Here is a 16,015-nt window from a genome sequence, read left to right as displayed (position 1 = left end):
AGGTGCTCAGGAAACTCGTACTGACGGCCGGTCTGGCCGTGACATTCGCCGGCGTGGCCGAAGCCCGCGACCGCATCAGCATCGTCGGCTCGTCGACGGTGTTCCCCTATACCCAGGCCGTGGCCGAGGAGTTCGCCAACAAGACCGGAAATCCGGCCCCGGTCGTCGAATCGACGGGCACCGGCGGCGGCATGAAGATCTTCTGCGGCGGCATCGGTGAGGGCCATCCGGACATTACCGGCGCTTCCCGCGCCATGAAGAAGTCCGAGTGGGAGAACTGCCAGAAAAACGGCGTCACCGACGTCTCCGAGGCGATGATCGGCTTCGACGGCCTGTCCTTCGCCAGCTCGCGCAAGGGCCCCGACCTGGACGTGACCAAGGACCAGCTCTACCTGGCCCTGGCGGCGCAGGTTCCGGTCGACGGCAAGATCGTCGACAACCCCTACACGAAATGGAGCCAGATCGACTCTTCGCTGCCCGACCAGGAGATCACGATCTACGGTCCGCCCCCGACTTCGGGCACCCGCGACGCCTGGGTCGAGCTGGTCATGGAAGAGGGCTGTGAGTCCTTCGACGCCGTCAAGGCTCTGTCCAAGGACGACCACAAGTCGGTCTGCTCGCGCATGCGCCAGGACGGCCCGTTCATCGAGGCGGGTGAGAACGACAACCTGATCGTGCAGCGTCTCGAGGCTGATCCGAACGCCTTCGGCATCTTCGGTTTCTCGTTCCTCTACGAGAACCAGGACAAGCTGAAGGGCGCGCAGATCGGCGGCGTGGCCCCGAGCTTCGAGACCATCGAGTCCGGCGACTACGGCGTCTCGCGGCCGCTGTTCTTCTACGTCAAGAACGCGCACCGCGGGGTCATCCCGGGTCTCAGCGAGTTCATCGAGGAGTACATGAGCGATGCGGCCCTGACCTCGGGCGGCTACCTCAACGAGCGTGGCCTTGTCCCGCTCAACGATGCTCGCCGTGAGGAGCTTCAGGACGCCGTTCTGAACGGCAAGCAGTTCACGCGCTTCCAGGGTTCGTGATATCCGGCAAGGGGGGAGGGAGTTGCGGCTCCCTTCCCTTCGCCGCCGTCCTGCGCGACACCGACTATTCTTTGGAACATACCGACGATGTATGAATATGCCTTCCTCGCGATCGTCGTCATTGCCGCGGCCGGCTATTTTCTGGGCCGCTCCCGGGCGGTCGCCGTCAGCCCCCAGGGCCGGGGCATCGGACTGCACTCCCTGCCGGCCTATTACGGCGCCTATGTCGCGCTCTGGGTCGGCCTCCCGGTCCTCGTGCTGGTCCTGATCTGGCTGTCGCTGCAGGGCCCGGTCGTGGATCAGCTGCTTCTGGCCTCGCTGCCGGAAGAACTGCTCGCCGGCAAGGGCGAGGGCCAGATCGACCTGATCGTCAGCGAGATCAAGTCCATCGCCGGCGGCCGCATCTTCGGCGAGCCGGGCCGGGCGGTGCTCGACGCCGCCGAAAGCTACAACCGCTGGCACGACATCGCCGACATGGCGATGCTGGTGGTCGTGCTGGCGGGCGCGCTCGGCGCGCTTGTCCTCACGCGGTCGCGGATCGCAGCGGGCTTCCGCGCACGCCATGGCGTCGAGCGCATCCTGACCTGGCTGATGATCTTCTGCTCGGTGGTCGCCATCCTGACCACGCTGGGCATCATCTTTTCGCTGCTGTTCGAGAGCTTCCGCTTCTTCTCACGGGTGCCCTTCTACGAGTTCCTTTTCGGGCTGAACTGGGAGCCGCAGATCCCGATCCGCGAGGATCAGGTCGCGGCCGCGGGCGCGTTCGGCGCCATTCCGGTCTTCCTGGGCACGATCCTGATCGCCTTCATCGCCATGCTGGTGGCCGGGCCGGTCGGCCTGCTCAGCGCCATCTATCTGGCGGAGTATGCGAGTCCCCGGTTCCGCGGCGTGGTCAAGCCGATACTGGAAATTCTCGCCGGCATCCCCACCGTCGTCTACGGCTTCTTCGCCGTGCTGACCGTGGCCCCGGCGCTGAGGAGCCTGGGCGATGCCATCGGGCTCGACATGGCGCCGAACAGCGCCCTGGTCGCCGGCGCGGTCATGGGCATCATGATCATTCCCTTCATCTCCTCGCTGTCCGACGACGCCTTCGCCGCTGTCCCGCAATCGATGCGTGACGCATCCTACGGACTCGGCGCCACCCAGGCGGAAACCATCCTGTCGGTGCTGATCCCGGCGGCGCTGCCGGGCATTGTCGGCGGCTTCCTGCTCGCCGTGAGCCGCGCCATCGGGGAGACCATGATCGTGGTCATGGCCGCCGGCCTGATCGCTAAGCTGACAGTCAATCCGTTCGAGGCGGTCACCACGGTGACCGTGCAGATCGTCACCCTGCTGATCGGGGACACCGAGTTCGACAGCCCCAAGACGCTCGCGGCGTTCGCGCTCGGTCTGGTGCTGTTCACCGCAACCCTGATGCTGAACGTCGTCGCCCTTCGGATTGTCCGCAAATACCGGGAAAAATATGAGTAATCGGACCATGGACGCACGGGCCGGCAGCCTGCTGGACAAGACCGACGCCGCCAGCCGGCGGATCCGCCGCCGTCATGCCGCTAACCGCCGGATGCAGGCCTATGGTCTGGGCGCCATCGGTTTCGCGGTGCTGCTGCTCGGTATCCTGATCGGATCGCTTGTCTGGTCGGGCGGGCAGGCCTTCTTTCAGACACGGATCGACTTCCAGGTCCATGTCGACCCGGCAAAGATCAATCGCGACGACCTCTATCGCAGCAACTGGCGGGCCATCGTTCAGGACAGCTTCCTGGAGCTGTTCCCGGACGTCGACAATCCGCGGGAGCGCCGCGCGGCGGCCGGCATCCTGAGTTCCGGTGCGCCCTATGTCCTGCGGGACCGGGTGATTTCCGATCCGGACCTGATCGGACAGACCATCCGGGTCTCCCTGCCGGCATCGGACCCGATCGATCAGTTCAACAAGGGCGTCATCACCCGCGACGTGCCCGAGGACCAGCGCATCGTCACCGACCAGGTCATCGCATGGTACGACCGCCTGGAGGCCGAGGGCCGTTTCTCGACCCCGGTCAACTGGTCGCTGATCACGGAGGCCGACAGCCGCTTCCCCGAGATGGCGGGCCTGTCCGGGGCGATCACGGGCTCGTTCTACGCCCTCCTCGTGTGCTTTCTGATTTCCTTCCCCGTCGGCATCGCGTCCGCCGTCTACCTGGAGGAGTTCGCGCCGAAGAACCGGTTCACCGATCTGATCGAGGTCAACATCAACAATCTCGCCGCCGTGCCGTCGGTGGTCTTCGGTCTGCTTGGCCTCGCGGTGTTCCTGCAGTTCTTCGGCCTGCCGCGGTCGGCGCCGCTGGTCGGCGGCATGGTGCTGTCACTGATGACCCTGCCGACGATCATCATCGCCACGCGTTCGGCGCTGAAGGCGGTGCCGCCGTCGATCCGCGAGGCCGCCTTCGGCGTCGGAGCCTCGCGCCACCAGGTGGTGATCCACCACGTCATTCCGCTGGCCATGCCGGGCGCGATGACCGGCACGATCATCGGCCTTGCCCAGGCGCTGGGCGAGACCGCGCCGCTGCTGTTGATCGGCATGAACGCGTTCATTACCTCGGACCCGGGCGGTCTGATGGACCCCGCGACGGCGCTGCCGACGCAGATCTTCATCTGGGCGGACAGTCCCGAACGCGGTTTCGTCGCCCGGACCTCGGCCGCGATTCTGGTGCTGATCGGCTTCCTGATCTCCATGAACCTGATCGCCGTGCTGCTGCGCCAGCGCTTCCAACGGAAATGGTAGAAGAAGGCAACGGACATGAATGAAGCGGCTCCCAGGGCTGACATCGGCGCAGCCGAGGCCGACATGACGGACGAGGCAAGGACCGCCGTCCGCGCCCGCGGCGTCAATGTCTTCTACGGCGAGAAGCAGGCGCTGTTCGACGTCAGCGTCGACATCCGTGAACACCAGGTCACTTCGCTGATCGGGCCGTCCGGTTGCGGCAAGTCGACCTTTCTGCGCTGCATCAACCGGATGAACGATGTCATCGAAGGGTGCCGCGTCGAAGGCTCGATCGAGCTGCACGGTGAGGATATCCATGACCCCCGCATGGACGTGGTGCAGCTTCGCGCGCGCGTCGGCATGGTGTTCCAGAAGCCGAACCCGTTCCCGAAGTCGATCTTCGAGAATGTCGCCTACGGCCCGCGCATCCACGGCCTGACTTCCAGCAAGAGCGAGATGCGGGATCTGGTCGAGGATTCGCTTCGCCGCGCCGGTCTCTGGAACGAGGTCGCCGAACGCCTCGACGAGCCTGGCACCGGTCTTTCCGGCGGCCAGCAGCAGCGCCTCTGCATCGCCCGCGCCATCGCCGTCCGGCCGGAAGTGATCCTGATGGACGAGCCCTGCTCGGCGCTCGACCCGATCGCGACGGCCCGCATCGAGGAACTGATCGACGATCTGCGCGAGAACTACACCATCGTCATCGTCACGCACTCGATGCAGCAGGCCGCCCGCGTTTCGCAGCGCACAGCCTTCTTCCATCTGGGCAATCTGGTCGAGGTCGGGCCGACGGATGCGATCTTCACCGCGCCGTCGGACAAGCGCACCGAGGACTACATCACCGGTCGCTTCGGCTGACCCGGGCAACGGATTCATTGGAGGCGCGTCACATGGCCAGCCACGAACCCAGCACGCCGCATACGGTTTCCTCCTACGAGGAGGAACTGACAAGACTCAACAACCTGATCCTCGAACTGGGGGGGCTGGTCGAAGCGCAGCTCTCCGGCGCCATCCGCGCGATGACGAAACGCGACAGCGACGCCGCCGAGCGCCTGATCGTCCAGGATGTCCGCATCGACGAACTGGAGGAGACGGTCAACGATCTGGCCGTCAACATCCTGGCCCGCCGCCAGCCGGTGGCGGGCGACCTGCGCCTCGTGGTCTCCGTGATCAAGATCGCCGGCGATCTGGAGCGCCTGGGCGATTACGCCAAGAACATCGCCAAGCGCACCCTGGTCATCAACCAGTCGCCGCCGATCGCGCCGCTGACCACCGTGCCGCGCATGTCCGAACGGGTGCAGCGGATGCTGGACCAGGCGCTGACGGCCTTCGTCCAGGGCGATGACGAACTGGCGGAGAAGGTCTGGGCCGCGGACGAGGAAGTGGACGAACTCTACAACAGCTTCTTCCGCGAACTGCTGACCTACATGATGGAGGATCCGCGCAACATCTCGGCCGCGGCGCACCTGCTGTTCGTCGCCAAGAACATCGAGCGCATGGGCGATCTGGTGACCAACATCGCCGAGCGCATCTACTTCACCGCCACCGGCCACCAGATCGAGGCCGAACGGCCGAAGCGCGATGTCACCAGCCTGACGGATGTTTCCGACGACGGGGCGGTGACCACGGAGACGCCATGAACCCCTATGTTCTCATCGCGGAGGACGAGGAAAGCCTCGTTGAGCTTCTGGAATACAACCTCCGCGCCGCCGGCTTCCGGGTCGATACGGTGCTCGATGGCGGCGAAGTCATGAATCGCCTCGACGAGGAACTGCCTGACATCCTGCTGCTGGATTGGATGCTGCCCAATGTCTCCGGTCTGGAAGTCTGCCGCCAGATCCGGCGCAAGGTCGAATTCCGCAATCTGCCCGTGGTGATGCTGACCGCCCGCGGCGCCGAGGAAGACCGTATCCGCGGCCTCGACGCCGGCGCCGACGACTACGTGCCCAAGCCGTTCTCCATCAACGAGCTGATTGCCCGGCTGCGCGCCGTGCTGCGCCGGGTGCGTCCGATCCTGGCGGATCAGCGCATCGTGCATGGCTCCATCGAGCTGGACCTGACCGCCCACAAGGTGATGCGCGAGGGCGAGGCGGTCCATCTCGGCCCCACCGAGTTCCGTCTGCTGCGGCATTTCATGGAGCATCCGGGCCGCGTGCTCTCCCGCGCCCAGCTTCTGGACGCCGTATGGGGACGGGACGCGGAGGTCGAGGAGCGGACGGTCGACGTCCATATCCGTCGCCTGCGCAAGGCGGTGAACGCCGGCGACGCGCCGGACGTCATCCGCACCGTGCGCTCGGCAGGTTATGCCTTCGAGCCGCCGCGGGCCGAAGGGTAGGGGCCGGCCGTGCCGGTCACTCCGGTGCGGCGGGCGGCTCGATCAGCCAGCGGGCATGGACCGTGACGGGCTGGCGGTCATAGCCCAGCGCCCGGTAGAACGCTGCGGCGTCGTCATTGCCGTTGCGGACCATCAGTTCCGCCTTCGGGCAGCCGCGCTCGCGCAGCCAGTCTTCCGCCGCGGCCATCAGCCGGGCGCCGAGGCCGCGGCGGCGCTGGTCGGGCGCCACGGCGAGATAGTAGATCCAGCCCCTGTGGCCGTCGAAACCGCACATGACCGTGCCGGTCAGCGCGCCGGCGTGCTCGGCGATCAGAAGGGTCGCGGCCTCCTGGCCGAGGGCGCGGTCGATGTCAGCGGAAGGATCGTTCCATGGGCGGGTGAGCCCGACCGCATGCCACAGCGCGACGACGGCGGCGCGGTCCGTTTCGGCGAAGGGGCGCAGCGCGACCTCCACGCTCAGTTGACGCCCACGGCATCGCCCAGGGTGGGGCCGATTTCCGCGTGCATGACCAGGTCGGCGATGGGATCCTGATCCGTCGGCTCCCGGTTCAGGATCACCAGGCCGGCGCCGTTCTGCTGCGCGATGCGGGGAAAGCCGGCGGCCGGGTAGACCACAAGCGAGGAGCCCAGGACGATGAACAGGTCCGCAGCCAGCGTTTCCTGCTCGGCGCGCCGCATCTCGTCGACCGGCATGCTCTGCCCGAAGGAGATCGTCGCCGTCTTGACCACGCCTGCGCAGAAGGTGCAGGCCGGCAGGGTCTCGTCCTTCTGGAAGGCTTCCCGGATCGGATCCAGTTCGTGGCGCGCGCCGCAGTCCAGGCATTTGGCGTAGGTCGAATTGCCATGCAGTTCGATCACCTTGTCGTCGGGCACGCCCGATGCCTGGTGCAGGCCGTCGACGTTCTGGGTGATAACGGCGCTGGCCTTGCCGGCGCGGACCAGCTTCTCGACGGCGCGGTGGCCGCGATTGGGCTCGGCGGCCGAGAATGAGCCTTCCATGGCGAACTTGCGCCGCCAGGATTCGCGGCGCATCTCCTCGGAGCGGACGAAATCCTGGAAGTCGATCGGCTGATACTTCGTCCAGAGCCCGCCGGGCGAGCGGAAGTCGGGAATGCCGGATTCAGTGGAGATTCCGGCGCCGGTGAAGAAGACGATGCGCCGGGCGTCGTCGATCAGGCGCTGCAGCGCCTCCACCCGGCGGCGATCGGGGAAGGCCTCGACCATCAGCCTTGCCCGGTCTGGGCCCTCAGCCGTTCCAGCAGGGCCTCGACATTGCCTGTCTTGCTGATGACGGAGCCGAACTCGGAACGGTGGGTGATCGCCATGCTGACGCCCTCGACGATGACGTCCACGATGCGCGCCTCGCCCTCGCGGGTCAGCACCCGCCAGTCGACCTTCAGCGCCGGGCCGCCCGGCTCCTTGATCAGCGATTTGACCAGCACTTCGTCGTCGCTGAACGGCTGCTGGCCGACGACCTCGAAAGTCTGGCCGGAATAGGCGTTCAGCCGGGCGGTGTAGGTGTCGACGATGTAGCGGTAGAACAGGTCGACATACTCCTCCTGCTGCTCGGGCGTGGCCGAGCGCCAGTAGCGGCCGAGCACGATGCGCGCCACCAGGGGCACATCGAAGCCTTCCTGGAACAGCGCCTCGAAACGCGCCTGCCTCTGCTCTTCCGAGGCGTCCTCGTTGGCAAGAACGCGGATGGCCTCGCCACCCAGTTCCTCGATCAGTTCCCGCGGCTCCTGGGCCACGGCAGGGGACAGGAATGCGGCTACAACGACGAGAACCGCCGCAACAGGTGAAACAAGACGCCCGATCATTCGGCATTGCTCCCTTTTTTGCTGGATGCGTCGCCGTCCGCCGCCGGATCGTCGAGCGGAGGCAGATTGTAGAGGTCAGTCTGCGGGTCAGCCTGACCGTTGTTTATGGCGATCTCGCGGCGCTGGCGATAGCTGCTGCGCACGGCGGAATAGAAATCCAGCGAGGTGCGTTCCAGCTCCTCGAACTTGCCCAGCACGCGCGATCGCTGGTCGATCATGTCGATGCCGGTGCGCGCGTACACGGCCTCGCCATGGTCCTGGCCGCGCATGTAGCGATTGAACGGGTCGGCCACGCTGTCGACGGCGAACCCGGCCAGGTCGCGGGGCGGGCGGGGACCCAGCAGCGGCAGCACAAGGTAGGGACCTTCGGGCACGCCCCACACCGCCAGGGTCTGGCCGAAGTCCTCGGAATGCCCCTCCATGCCGCCTTCGGCCATGAAGTCGACCAGGCCGCCCATGCCGAGCGTGCTGTTGAAGGCGAAGCGGGTGAGGGTCACGACCGCGCGTTCAAGTTCGCCCTGCAGCAGATCGTTCATGAAGACGATCGGCGCATTGAGGTTGTCCAGGGCGTTGCGGATGCCTGTCCGCGCCGGACGCGGGATCACAGCGACGTAGCCTTCGGCAACCGGTTTCAGCAGATAGGCATCGAGAGACCGGTTGAAGCTGAACATGGCGCGGTTGAACGGCTCGAGCGGATCGTTCGCCTCGATCCGGGCCTCCCGGTCATTGCCCTCATCGGGCATGCCGGCGCATGCGCCGGCCGCCGCGAGCAGCAACGCAGCGAACCCGATCCGCGTCAGGCGCCCGGACATCTTCCCGACCATCGATCCCAACTCCATACGCTGTTGCGACCGCTTGGCAGGAAGGCGGTCACGCCAGTACCAGGCGGTTGTTTAGCACGACACAAACTGCCGTCGCTACGGGGGACCGACGGGCGCCGACACCGGTCGGGCGCTGTTGTGTTCCTGCAACTAAGATCATGCTTGATGATATAAAGATATTTTTATATAAGCCTGACCATGGCATTGAGCTGGCAATATGAGGCCCCGGACGAGGCAGAGACGACGGCGGGAAAGCTGTCCTCGGCCGAGTTGATCGAGGCCCTGAAGGCGGCTGGAGACCCCACGCGGCTCCGCCTGCTGATGCTTTGCCGGCGCTGCGAACTGTCCGTTTCGGAACTGACCTGGATCATCGGACAGAGCCAGCCCCGGGTCTCCCGCCATCTGAAGGTGCTGTGCGACGCCGGCCTCCTCAACCGCTATGCGGAGGGGACATGGGTCATGTACCGGCTGGCGCTGCAGGGCGGCGTGGCGCCGCTCGGCCGTCTGATCGACGAACTTCTCGACATCGAGGAGGGCGAGACCTCCGAGATTCTGGAACGGCTGGAGGAGGTCAGGAATCGCCGCCGCGCCGTTGCCCAGAGCTATTTCTCCCGCAACGCCGAGCACTGGTCGGAGATGACCCGGCTCCAGGTCTCGGAGCGGGAGGTGGAGACGGCGCTGCACGCGATACTGGGCTGGGGCCGGCTTGGCGACATGCTGGATCTCGGCACCGGTACGGGGCGTCTACTGGCGATCCTGGCCGGCCGCGCGGAAACCGCCATCGGCGTCGACATCAACAGCGAGATGCTTGGTGTCGCCCGTCAGGCGATCGACCGGCCGGATTTCGAGCACGTCCAGGTGCGGCAGGCGGACATCCGCCGGCTGCCATATGGCAAGGGCAGTTTCGACCTGATCACGGCGCATCAGGTGCTGCACTACCTGGACGATCCCGACGTCGTGGTGCGGGAGGCCGCGCGTGTGCTGCGGCCCGGCGGGCGGCTGGTCATCGCGGACCTGCTGCCGCACGACATGGAGCAGTTGAAGACGGAGCAGGCGCATCGCCGGCTCGGCTTCAGCGATGAGGAAATAGAAAGCTGGTTCGAAACGGCGGGGCTGGAAACCGGCGAGAGCGTCAAGCTCTCCGGCCGCCCGCTGCCGGTCGGCATCTGGTCGGCCGTGAAACCAGGCAATCAGGGAAAGCAGGGGCAATGAAGATGAACGTCATGCCGACCGGCCTCGACCGGCTCGATTTCTCGTTCGAGTTCTTCCCGCCGAAGACCGAAGCGGGCTGGCGGGGAATATCCCGCGCGGCCGCGGCCTTCCAGCCGCTGGATCCGGAGTTCTGCTCGGTCACCTACGGCGCCGGGGGCTCCAACCAGACCGGCACGCTGGACGCCGTGCTGGCGGTACAGGAGGCGAGCGGCTCGCCGGGCGCGGCCCACCTGACCGCGGCGGGACAGAGCCGCGAGGCCGTCGACGCGGCGGCGCGGACCTTTCTGGACAACGGTATCGGCCGCATCGTCGCGCTGCGCGGCGATTCCCGCGATGAAGGTCCCTACAGGCCGCACGCCGAGGGCTATGCCAACGCCGCCGAACTCGTGGCGGGCCTGAAGAAGATCCACGACTTCGACATCTCGGTGGCGGCCTATCCCGAGAAGCATCCGGATTCGCCGACGCCCGAGGCCGATCTGGAGAACCTGAAGGCGAAGCTGGACGCCGGCGCCGACCGCGCCATCACCCAGTTCTTCTTCGACGCGGATTCCTTCCTGCGCTACCGCGACAGGCTGGCCGCCGCCGGCGTCTACAAGCCGGTCATCCCCGGTGTCCTGCCGATCCGGGACATTGAGCAGGTGCAGCGTTTCGCGGCCCAGTGTGAGGCGGTGGTGCCGCCGATGGTGGTCGCCGCCTATGACGGGCTGGAGCAGATCGAGGACCGTCGCAAGCGTTCGGTCGATCTCGCCCACGAACTCTGCGCGCGCCTGGTTCGCCACGGCGTCCGCTCCTTCCACTTCTACACGCTGAACAAGTCGGATCTGACGGTGGAGATCTGCAAGCGGCTGGCCGGCACTGCCGAGTCCGAGGCCGCCGTCGCCGCCGCCTCGGCGGCGCGCTGAACATCCGACCCCGCAAGGAACACAATCCATATGAATGAATTCCTGGAAGCCCTTCGGGGCGAGGTCCTGCTGTGCGACGGCGCCATGGGCAGCCGGGTTCAGGCGATGGACCTGGACATCGACAAGGACTACGACGGTCAGGAGAACTGCACCGAGATCCTGAACCTGACCCGGCCCGACATGGTCCGCGAAATCCATCGCGGCTACTACGAGGCCGGCTCCGACATCGTCCAGACCAACTCCTTCGGCGGCTCCGCCATCACCCTGGCCGAATTCGGCCTGCAGGACCGGGCCGAGGAGATCAACCGCCGCGCGGCCGAGCTGGCGCGCGAGGTGGCGCGCGAGATGACGACGAAGGAACAGAAGCGCTATGTGCTGGGCTCCATCGGACCGGGCACGAAGCTGCCGAGCCTCGGCCACGTCGGCTATGACGATCTGGAGGACGCGCTGACCGTGCAGGCGGCGGGTCTGCTGGCCGGCGGCGTCGACGGCCTGCTGATCGAGACCTGCCAGGATCCGCTGCAGGTCAAGGCAGCCGTCAACGGGGCCAAGACCGCGCGAGAGCGCGCCGGCAAGGACGTGCCGATCATGGTTCAGGTTACGGTGGAGACGACCGGCACCATGCTCGTCGGCGCCGACATCGCCGCCGCCGCCACGATATTGAAGGCCATGTCGGTCGATGCCATCGGTCTGAACTGCGCGACCGGCCCGAAGGAAATGGCCGAGCATGTCCGCTATCTGACCTCGAGCATGGACATACCCGTCACCGTGCAGCCCAACGCCGGGCTGCCCGAGCTGGTGAACGGCCAGACCAGCTATCCGCTGAGCCCCGAGGAGCTGGCGCGCTGGCTCAGGCGCTTTGTCGACGAGGAGGGGGTCAACATGGTCGGCGGCTGCTGCGGCACGACGCCGGAGCACATCGCCGCCCTGGACCAGATGCTGCGCGAACTGGGCCGCAACCGCCGCCGTCCGGCGCCGAAGCCGCGCCAGCCGGAGTGGACGCCGTCTATCGCTTCCCTGTTCAGCCAGACCACGCTGCGTCAGGAAAACGCCGTGCTCGCCATCGGCGAGCGCTGCAACGCCAATGGCTCCAGGAAGTTCCGCGAACTGCAGGCGGAAGAGAACTACGACGCCTGCGTCGCCATGGGCCGGGATCAGGAGCGCGAGGGCAGTCACGCCATCGACCTCTGCACCGCCTTCGTCGGCCGCGACGAATCCAGGGACATGACCGAGATCATGACCCGGATGCGCGGCGGGGTGACCGTACCGATCGTGGTCGATTCCACCGAGATCAACGTCCTCGGCGACGCCCTGAAGCTCTATGGCGGCAAGGCCGTCATCAACTCGTTCAACTTCGAGGATGGCGAGGAGCCGGCGGCCGAGCGCCTGAAGCTGGCGCGGAAGTTCGGCGCCGCGATCATCGCGCTCACCATCGACGAAGAGGGCATGGCCAAGACCGTCGATGAAAAGCTGCGCATCGCGAAGCGGCTCTACGACTTCGCGGTCAACAAGCACGGCCTGCCGCCCTCGGACCTGATCATCGATCCGCTGACCTTCACCATCTGCACGGGCAACGAGGACGACCGGAAGCTGGGCGTCTGGACCCTGGACGGCATCGAGCGGATCGCGAAGGAACTGCCGGAAGTCCAGATCGTGCTGGGACTTTCCAACATCTCGTTCGGCCTGAACGCGGTCGCCCGGCACGTGCTCAATTCCGTCTTCCTGGAGCATGCGCAGAAGCGCGGCATGAGCGCAGCCATCGTCCACGCCTCGAAGATCACGCCGCTGCACAAGATCCCGGAGGAGGAGGTGCAGGCCGCCGAGGACCTGATCTTCGATCGGCGCGAAAAGGGCAAGACCGACCCGCTGGAAGCCTTCATGGCCCTGTTCCAGGACCGCAAGGCCGCCAAGGAGGTGCGCGAGCGCCCTGCCGAGGTCGAGGAGCGGCTGAAGCTGCGCATCGTCGACGGCGACGCCGAGGGGCTGGCCGAGGATCTCGACGAGGCCATGGCGAAGCACCCGCCGCTGGAAATCATCAACAACTTCCTGCTGGACGGCATGAAGGTGGTCGGCGAACTGTTCGGCGCCGGCAAGATGCAGTTGCCGTTCGTGCTCCGCTCCGCCGAGGTGATGAAGGCTTCCGTGGCCCATCTCGAGCCGTACATGGAGAAGATCGAGGGCCAGGAGAAGGGCATCATCGTCCTCGCCACCGTCAAGGGTGACGTCCACGATATCGGCAAGAACCTGGTCGACATCATTCTCACCAACAACGGCTACAAGGTGGTCAATCTCGGCATCAAGCAGCCGCTCGAGAGCATCCTGGAAGCCGCCGAACGGGAGAAGGCCGACGCCATCGGCATGTCCGGCCTGCTGGTGAAATCGACCGTGATCATGCGCGAGAACCTGGAGGAAATGGCCCGCCGGGAGCTGTCCCTGCCGGTCATCCTGGGCGGGGCCGCGCTGACCCGGAAATATGTCGAGGAAGACTGCAACGAGGCCTATGGCGGGGCCGGCGTCGCCTATGCCCGCGACGCCTTCGACGGGCTGAAGCTGATGGACGATGTCCGCCATGGCCGCTTCAGCGAGCATGTCGAGCAGGCGAAGGAAACGCGCGCCAAGCGACCGTCGTCGCGCAAGTCCGTGGGCCGGCCGTCGGAAGGCGCCGAGCGGCCGATCGACTATGACGAGATCCGCGTGCGGCGGAGCGAGCTGCATGCCGACCAGACCCCGCCGGAGCCGCCCTTCTGGGGCGCGCGCACCATCGAGAAGGTCTCGCCGAAGACGCTTCTGCCCTTCCTCAACGAGACCATGCTGTTCCAGTTCCAGTGGGGCTTCCGCAAGGCGGGCCGCGACCGCGAGGAATACCGTCAATGGGCGGCGAAGGAAGTGCGGCCGATCCTGCACCGCGTGCTGGAGCAGACCATCGAGGAGGACATCCTTCAGCCCCGGGCGGTCTACGGCTACTGGCCGGCGGCGAGCGAGAAGGACGACCTGCTGATGTTCGAACCGGGCGGCAACCGGGAGGTGGCGCGCTTCAGCCTGCCCCGGCAGCGCCGCGAGGGCGGGCTCTGCATCGCCGACTTCTTCCCCGACGTCGACACCGGCAAGCGCGACGTCATCGGCCTGCAGCTCGTGACCATGGGCTCCAGGGCCTCCGACGTGGCGCGCCAGTGGTTCGCGGACGACCGCTACCAGGACTATCTCTACCTGCACGGTCTCTCGGTGGAGATGGCCGAGGCCATGGCCGAATACGTCCACACCCGCATCCGGGGTGAGCTCGGCTATGCGGACGAGGACGATCCGGACCCGGTCAAGCTGCTGAAACAGGGCTATCGCGGCTCGCGCTATTCCTTCGGCTATCCGGCCTGTCCGAACCTGGAGGACCAGTCGCAGATTCTCGACTTGCTCCACGCCGAGGACATCGGCGTGGAGATGGCCGAGGAGGGCCAGCTGCACCCCGAGCAGTCGACTTCGGCCATCGTTGTCCTGCATCCGCAGGCGAAGTACTTCTCGGTCTAGGCTGACGTGCCCGGCGGCGGGGCGAGCAGGCGCGCGGCGGCCATGCGGGCGAATCGCAGCGTGACCGCCTTTCGCCGCGCCCCGGAAAGCCGTTCCAAGGGGGCGTGACGCACGATCTCGCCGCCGAAGGCGTCGGCGACGATCAGACCGCATTCAACCGGGATCAGTTCGGCGGGGAAGTCGGTCGGGACCGCGAAGAAATAGCGGTCGCAGAACTCCAGATAGTCGCCCCACTTGGAATCCGATCGGTAGTCCGCGATCGAGGATTTCACTTCGACGATCCAGATCTCGCCGTCCCGGGCGAGCGCCATGACATCGGCGCGGCGGCCGTTCTTCAGCCGCACCTCGGTGATCGACGGCAGGTCGCGTTCGGCGAGCAGGCGCACCACGCCGCGGGCGAGGGCGATGCCGTCCAGCCGCTCGTCGCCGTCACGCATCGGGCGTCCAGTCGGCGAGGGCTTCGAAGAATGGCGCCAATGGGGCGAGAATGGGGCTCTGCACGGCCCAGCGGCCGGCGCGCGCGGCGGTGCGCCGGAAGGCGGGTGCGGTGCTGCCGACCTTGTCGAGCGTCAGACAGGTCTCCCAGTCCCGCCAGCCGCCATGACCATCCCGCTTCTCCAGGATCAGGGCCAGGCGCACGGACATGTGGAGCACGGTCATGGCCAGCAGGTAGTCCCGCGCACCGCCGGCGTTGCCGGCGATCCGCTCGACCGCATGTTCCAGCAGCGCGGCGCCGGCGAGTTCCGGCAGGTACTCGTCGCCCAGCAGCCAGGCCGCATCGTCCAGGGGATCGCGGCAGCCGCAGTGCTCCCAGTCGAACCAGCGGATTGCGCCATCGGACGAAAGCATGGCGTTGGCCGGCCGGGCGTCCCACTTCACCAGCGCAAACGCCCGCGGCGCGAGCCGGTCGGCCAGGGCGGTGCGGTCGTAGCCCGGCAGGGCAATCCCGCTGGCCTGGGCCAGCCGTTCGGGCATGCCGGCCAGCCGTCGCCGCCAGTCCGTCGCCGTGCCGAGGCGCGCAACGCGCCGGTCCAGTCCGGCCAGGCGGCCCGCCTCGTGAATGCCGGCCAGCGTATCGAGCGCCCGCTGCAGTGATGCCTGGGTGTCATGCGCCGGATTCCAGAGGGCGACGCTCAGACGTTCGCCGGGAAGATCTTCCTGGAAGACCCAGCGGCCGCGCTGCGCGATGAGGCCGGGCACGGGCGCGCCGTGTTCGGAAAGGCCCGTCAGAACGGCCGCCTCCAGCGCGGCGCGGTCCTCGCTGGGGCGCCGCGCGGCGATCAGGGTCTCGCTGCCGCTGCAGAGGCGGATCGCCCGGACCGAAGATGCGACCATGCGGTCGACACGGTCGACGGGGCGGCCGAAAATCTCGCCTGCAATGCTGATCGCCTCGTCGGCCCGGCTGGTCATTGTTGCAGTTTCGTTCCACTCGGGATGGATTGCAATCGCGCAGGCCAACGATCGGCCGCCCGCTGGAAAGCGCCTTTTCGCACCCAAAAAGAGGCCGAAATCTGTTCCAATTGTGGACAGGCTTCGGATCGCCCAGACCCGTCGGCCAATGTTGACCGGCAACTCCGGAGGGCAGGTCGAGTTGATCGAACATCTTTGACAAGGACAAAGAATTCAAGTTTTTCAATGTGT

15 protein-coding genes are annotated in these 16,015 nt (G+C 66.6%); 9 read left to right on the top strand and 6 right to left on the bottom strand.

The window, feature by feature from the left end; genetic code table 11:
- Positions 1–2: 2 nt before the first annotated feature.
- The 6 genes from TEF_13920 (at position 3) to TEF_13895 (ending at position 6,100) form a co-directional block, all read left to right on the top strand.
- On the top strand, positions 3–1,031 hold the full coding sequence (locus tag TEF_13920) for a phosphate ABC transporter substrate-binding protein (protein ANK81770.1): 1,029 nt from the start codon (positions 3–5) through the stop codon (positions 1,029–1,031).
- Positions 1,032–1,118: 87 nt separating this feature from the next.
- Entirely contained in the window at positions 1,119–2,501 is a 1,383-nt protein-coding gene (locus TEF_13915) for a phosphate ABC transporter permease subunit PstC (GenBank protein ID ANK81769.1), read from the top strand.
- Positions 2,494–3,789: a phosphate ABC transporter, permease protein PstA gene (locus TEF_13910; GenBank protein ID ANK81768.1), complete on the top strand. Its 1,296-nt coding sequence runs from the start codon at positions 2,494–2,496 to the stop codon at positions 3,787–3,789. The genes TEF_13915 and TEF_13910 overlap by 8 nt, the downstream gene beginning before the upstream one ends.
- A 63-nt stretch (positions 3,790–3,852) precedes the next feature.
- Positions 3,853–4,623, top strand: a complete 771-nt coding sequence (locus TEF_13905) for a phosphate ABC transporter ATP-binding protein (GenBank protein ANK83487.1) — start codon at positions 3,853–3,855, stop codon at positions 4,621–4,623.
- 32 nt (positions 4,624–4,655) lie between these two features.
- Positions 4,656–5,405, top strand: a complete 750-nt coding sequence (locus TEF_13900) for a phosphate transport system regulatory protein PhoU (GenBank protein ANK81767.1) — start codon at positions 4,656–4,658, stop codon at positions 5,403–5,405.
- Complete coding sequence (locus TEF_13895) at positions 5,402–6,100, top strand: phosphate regulon transcriptional regulatory protein PhoB (GenBank protein ANK81766.1); 699 nt, start codon at positions 5,402–5,404, stop codon at positions 6,098–6,100. Before TEF_13900 ends, TEF_13895 begins: the two co-directional genes overlap by 4 nt.
- Before the next feature lie 16 nt (positions 6,101–6,116).
- Here TEF_13895 and TEF_13890 read toward each other — a convergent pair whose 3' ends face one another.
- Genes TEF_13890 through TEF_13875 form a run of 4 tightly spaced genes read right to left on the bottom strand, consistent with a single transcriptional unit; the run spans position 6,117 to position 8,759 of the window.
- Positions 6,117–6,560, bottom strand: coding sequence for a GNAT family acetyltransferase (locus TEF_13890; GenBank protein ANK83486.1), 444 nt, complete (start codon positions 6,558–6,560; stop codon positions 6,117–6,119).
- A complete protein-coding gene (locus tag TEF_13885; protein ANK81765.1) occupies positions 6,557–7,324 on the bottom strand; it encodes an NAD-dependent deacetylase in 768 nt (255 codons plus the stop codon). Before TEF_13885 ends, TEF_13890 begins: the two co-directional genes overlap by 4 nt.
- Positions 7,324–7,920, bottom strand: a complete 597-nt coding sequence (locus TEF_13880) for a hypothetical protein (GenBank protein ID ANK81764.1) — start codon at positions 7,918–7,920, stop codon at positions 7,324–7,326. Before TEF_13880 ends, TEF_13885 begins: the two co-directional genes overlap by 1 nt.
- On the bottom strand, positions 7,917–8,759 hold the full coding sequence (locus tag TEF_13875) for a hypothetical protein (protein ID ANK81763.1): 843 nt from the start codon (positions 8,757–8,759) through the stop codon (positions 7,917–7,919). Before TEF_13875 ends, TEF_13880 begins: the two co-directional genes overlap by 4 nt.
- 303 nt (positions 8,760–9,062) lie before the next feature.
- Between TEF_13875 and TEF_13870 the strand changes: the two genes are divergently transcribed.
- The 3 genes from TEF_13870 to TEF_13860 are packed head-to-tail and all read left to right on the top strand — an operon-like array spanning position 9,063 to position 14,374.
- Complete coding sequence (locus TEF_13870) at positions 9,063–9,953, top strand: hypothetical protein (GenBank protein ANK83485.1); 891 nt, start codon at positions 9,063–9,065, stop codon at positions 9,951–9,953.
- Positions 9,954–9,964: 11 nt separating this feature from the next.
- Positions 9,965–10,855 (top strand): methylenetetrahydrofolate reductase [NAD(P)H], encoded by an 891-nt coding sequence (locus tag TEF_13865; protein ANK83484.1) that lies wholly within the window; start codon positions 9,965–9,967, stop codon positions 10,853–10,855.
- Between the two features lie 30 nt (positions 10,856–10,885).
- On the top strand, positions 10,886–14,374 hold the full coding sequence (locus tag TEF_13860; protein ANK81762.1) for a methionine synthase: 3,489 nt from the start codon (positions 10,886–10,888) through the stop codon (positions 14,372–14,374).
- Here TEF_13860 and TEF_13855 read toward each other — a convergent pair.
- On the bottom strand, positions 14,371–14,811 hold the full coding sequence (locus TEF_13855) for a hypothetical protein (GenBank protein ID ANK81761.1): 441 nt from the start codon (positions 14,809–14,811) through the stop codon (positions 14,371–14,373). The two genes, TEF_13860 and TEF_13855, sit on opposite strands and share 4 nt — an antisense overlap.
- Positions 14,804–15,784: a hypothetical protein gene (locus TEF_13850; GenBank protein ANK81760.1), complete on the bottom strand. Its 981-nt coding sequence runs from the start codon at positions 15,782–15,784 to the stop codon at positions 14,804–14,806. The genes TEF_13855 and TEF_13850 overlap by 8 nt, the downstream gene beginning before the upstream one ends.
- Between the last annotated feature and the right edge of the window lie 231 nt (positions 15,785–16,015).

The organism is Rhizobiales bacterium NRL2, assembly GCA_001664005.1.
Classification (GTDB): domain Bacteria; phylum Pseudomonadota; class Alphaproteobacteria; order Minwuiales; family Minwuiaceae; genus Minwuia.
This window is presented reverse-complemented; position numbering and strand designations above follow the sequence as displayed.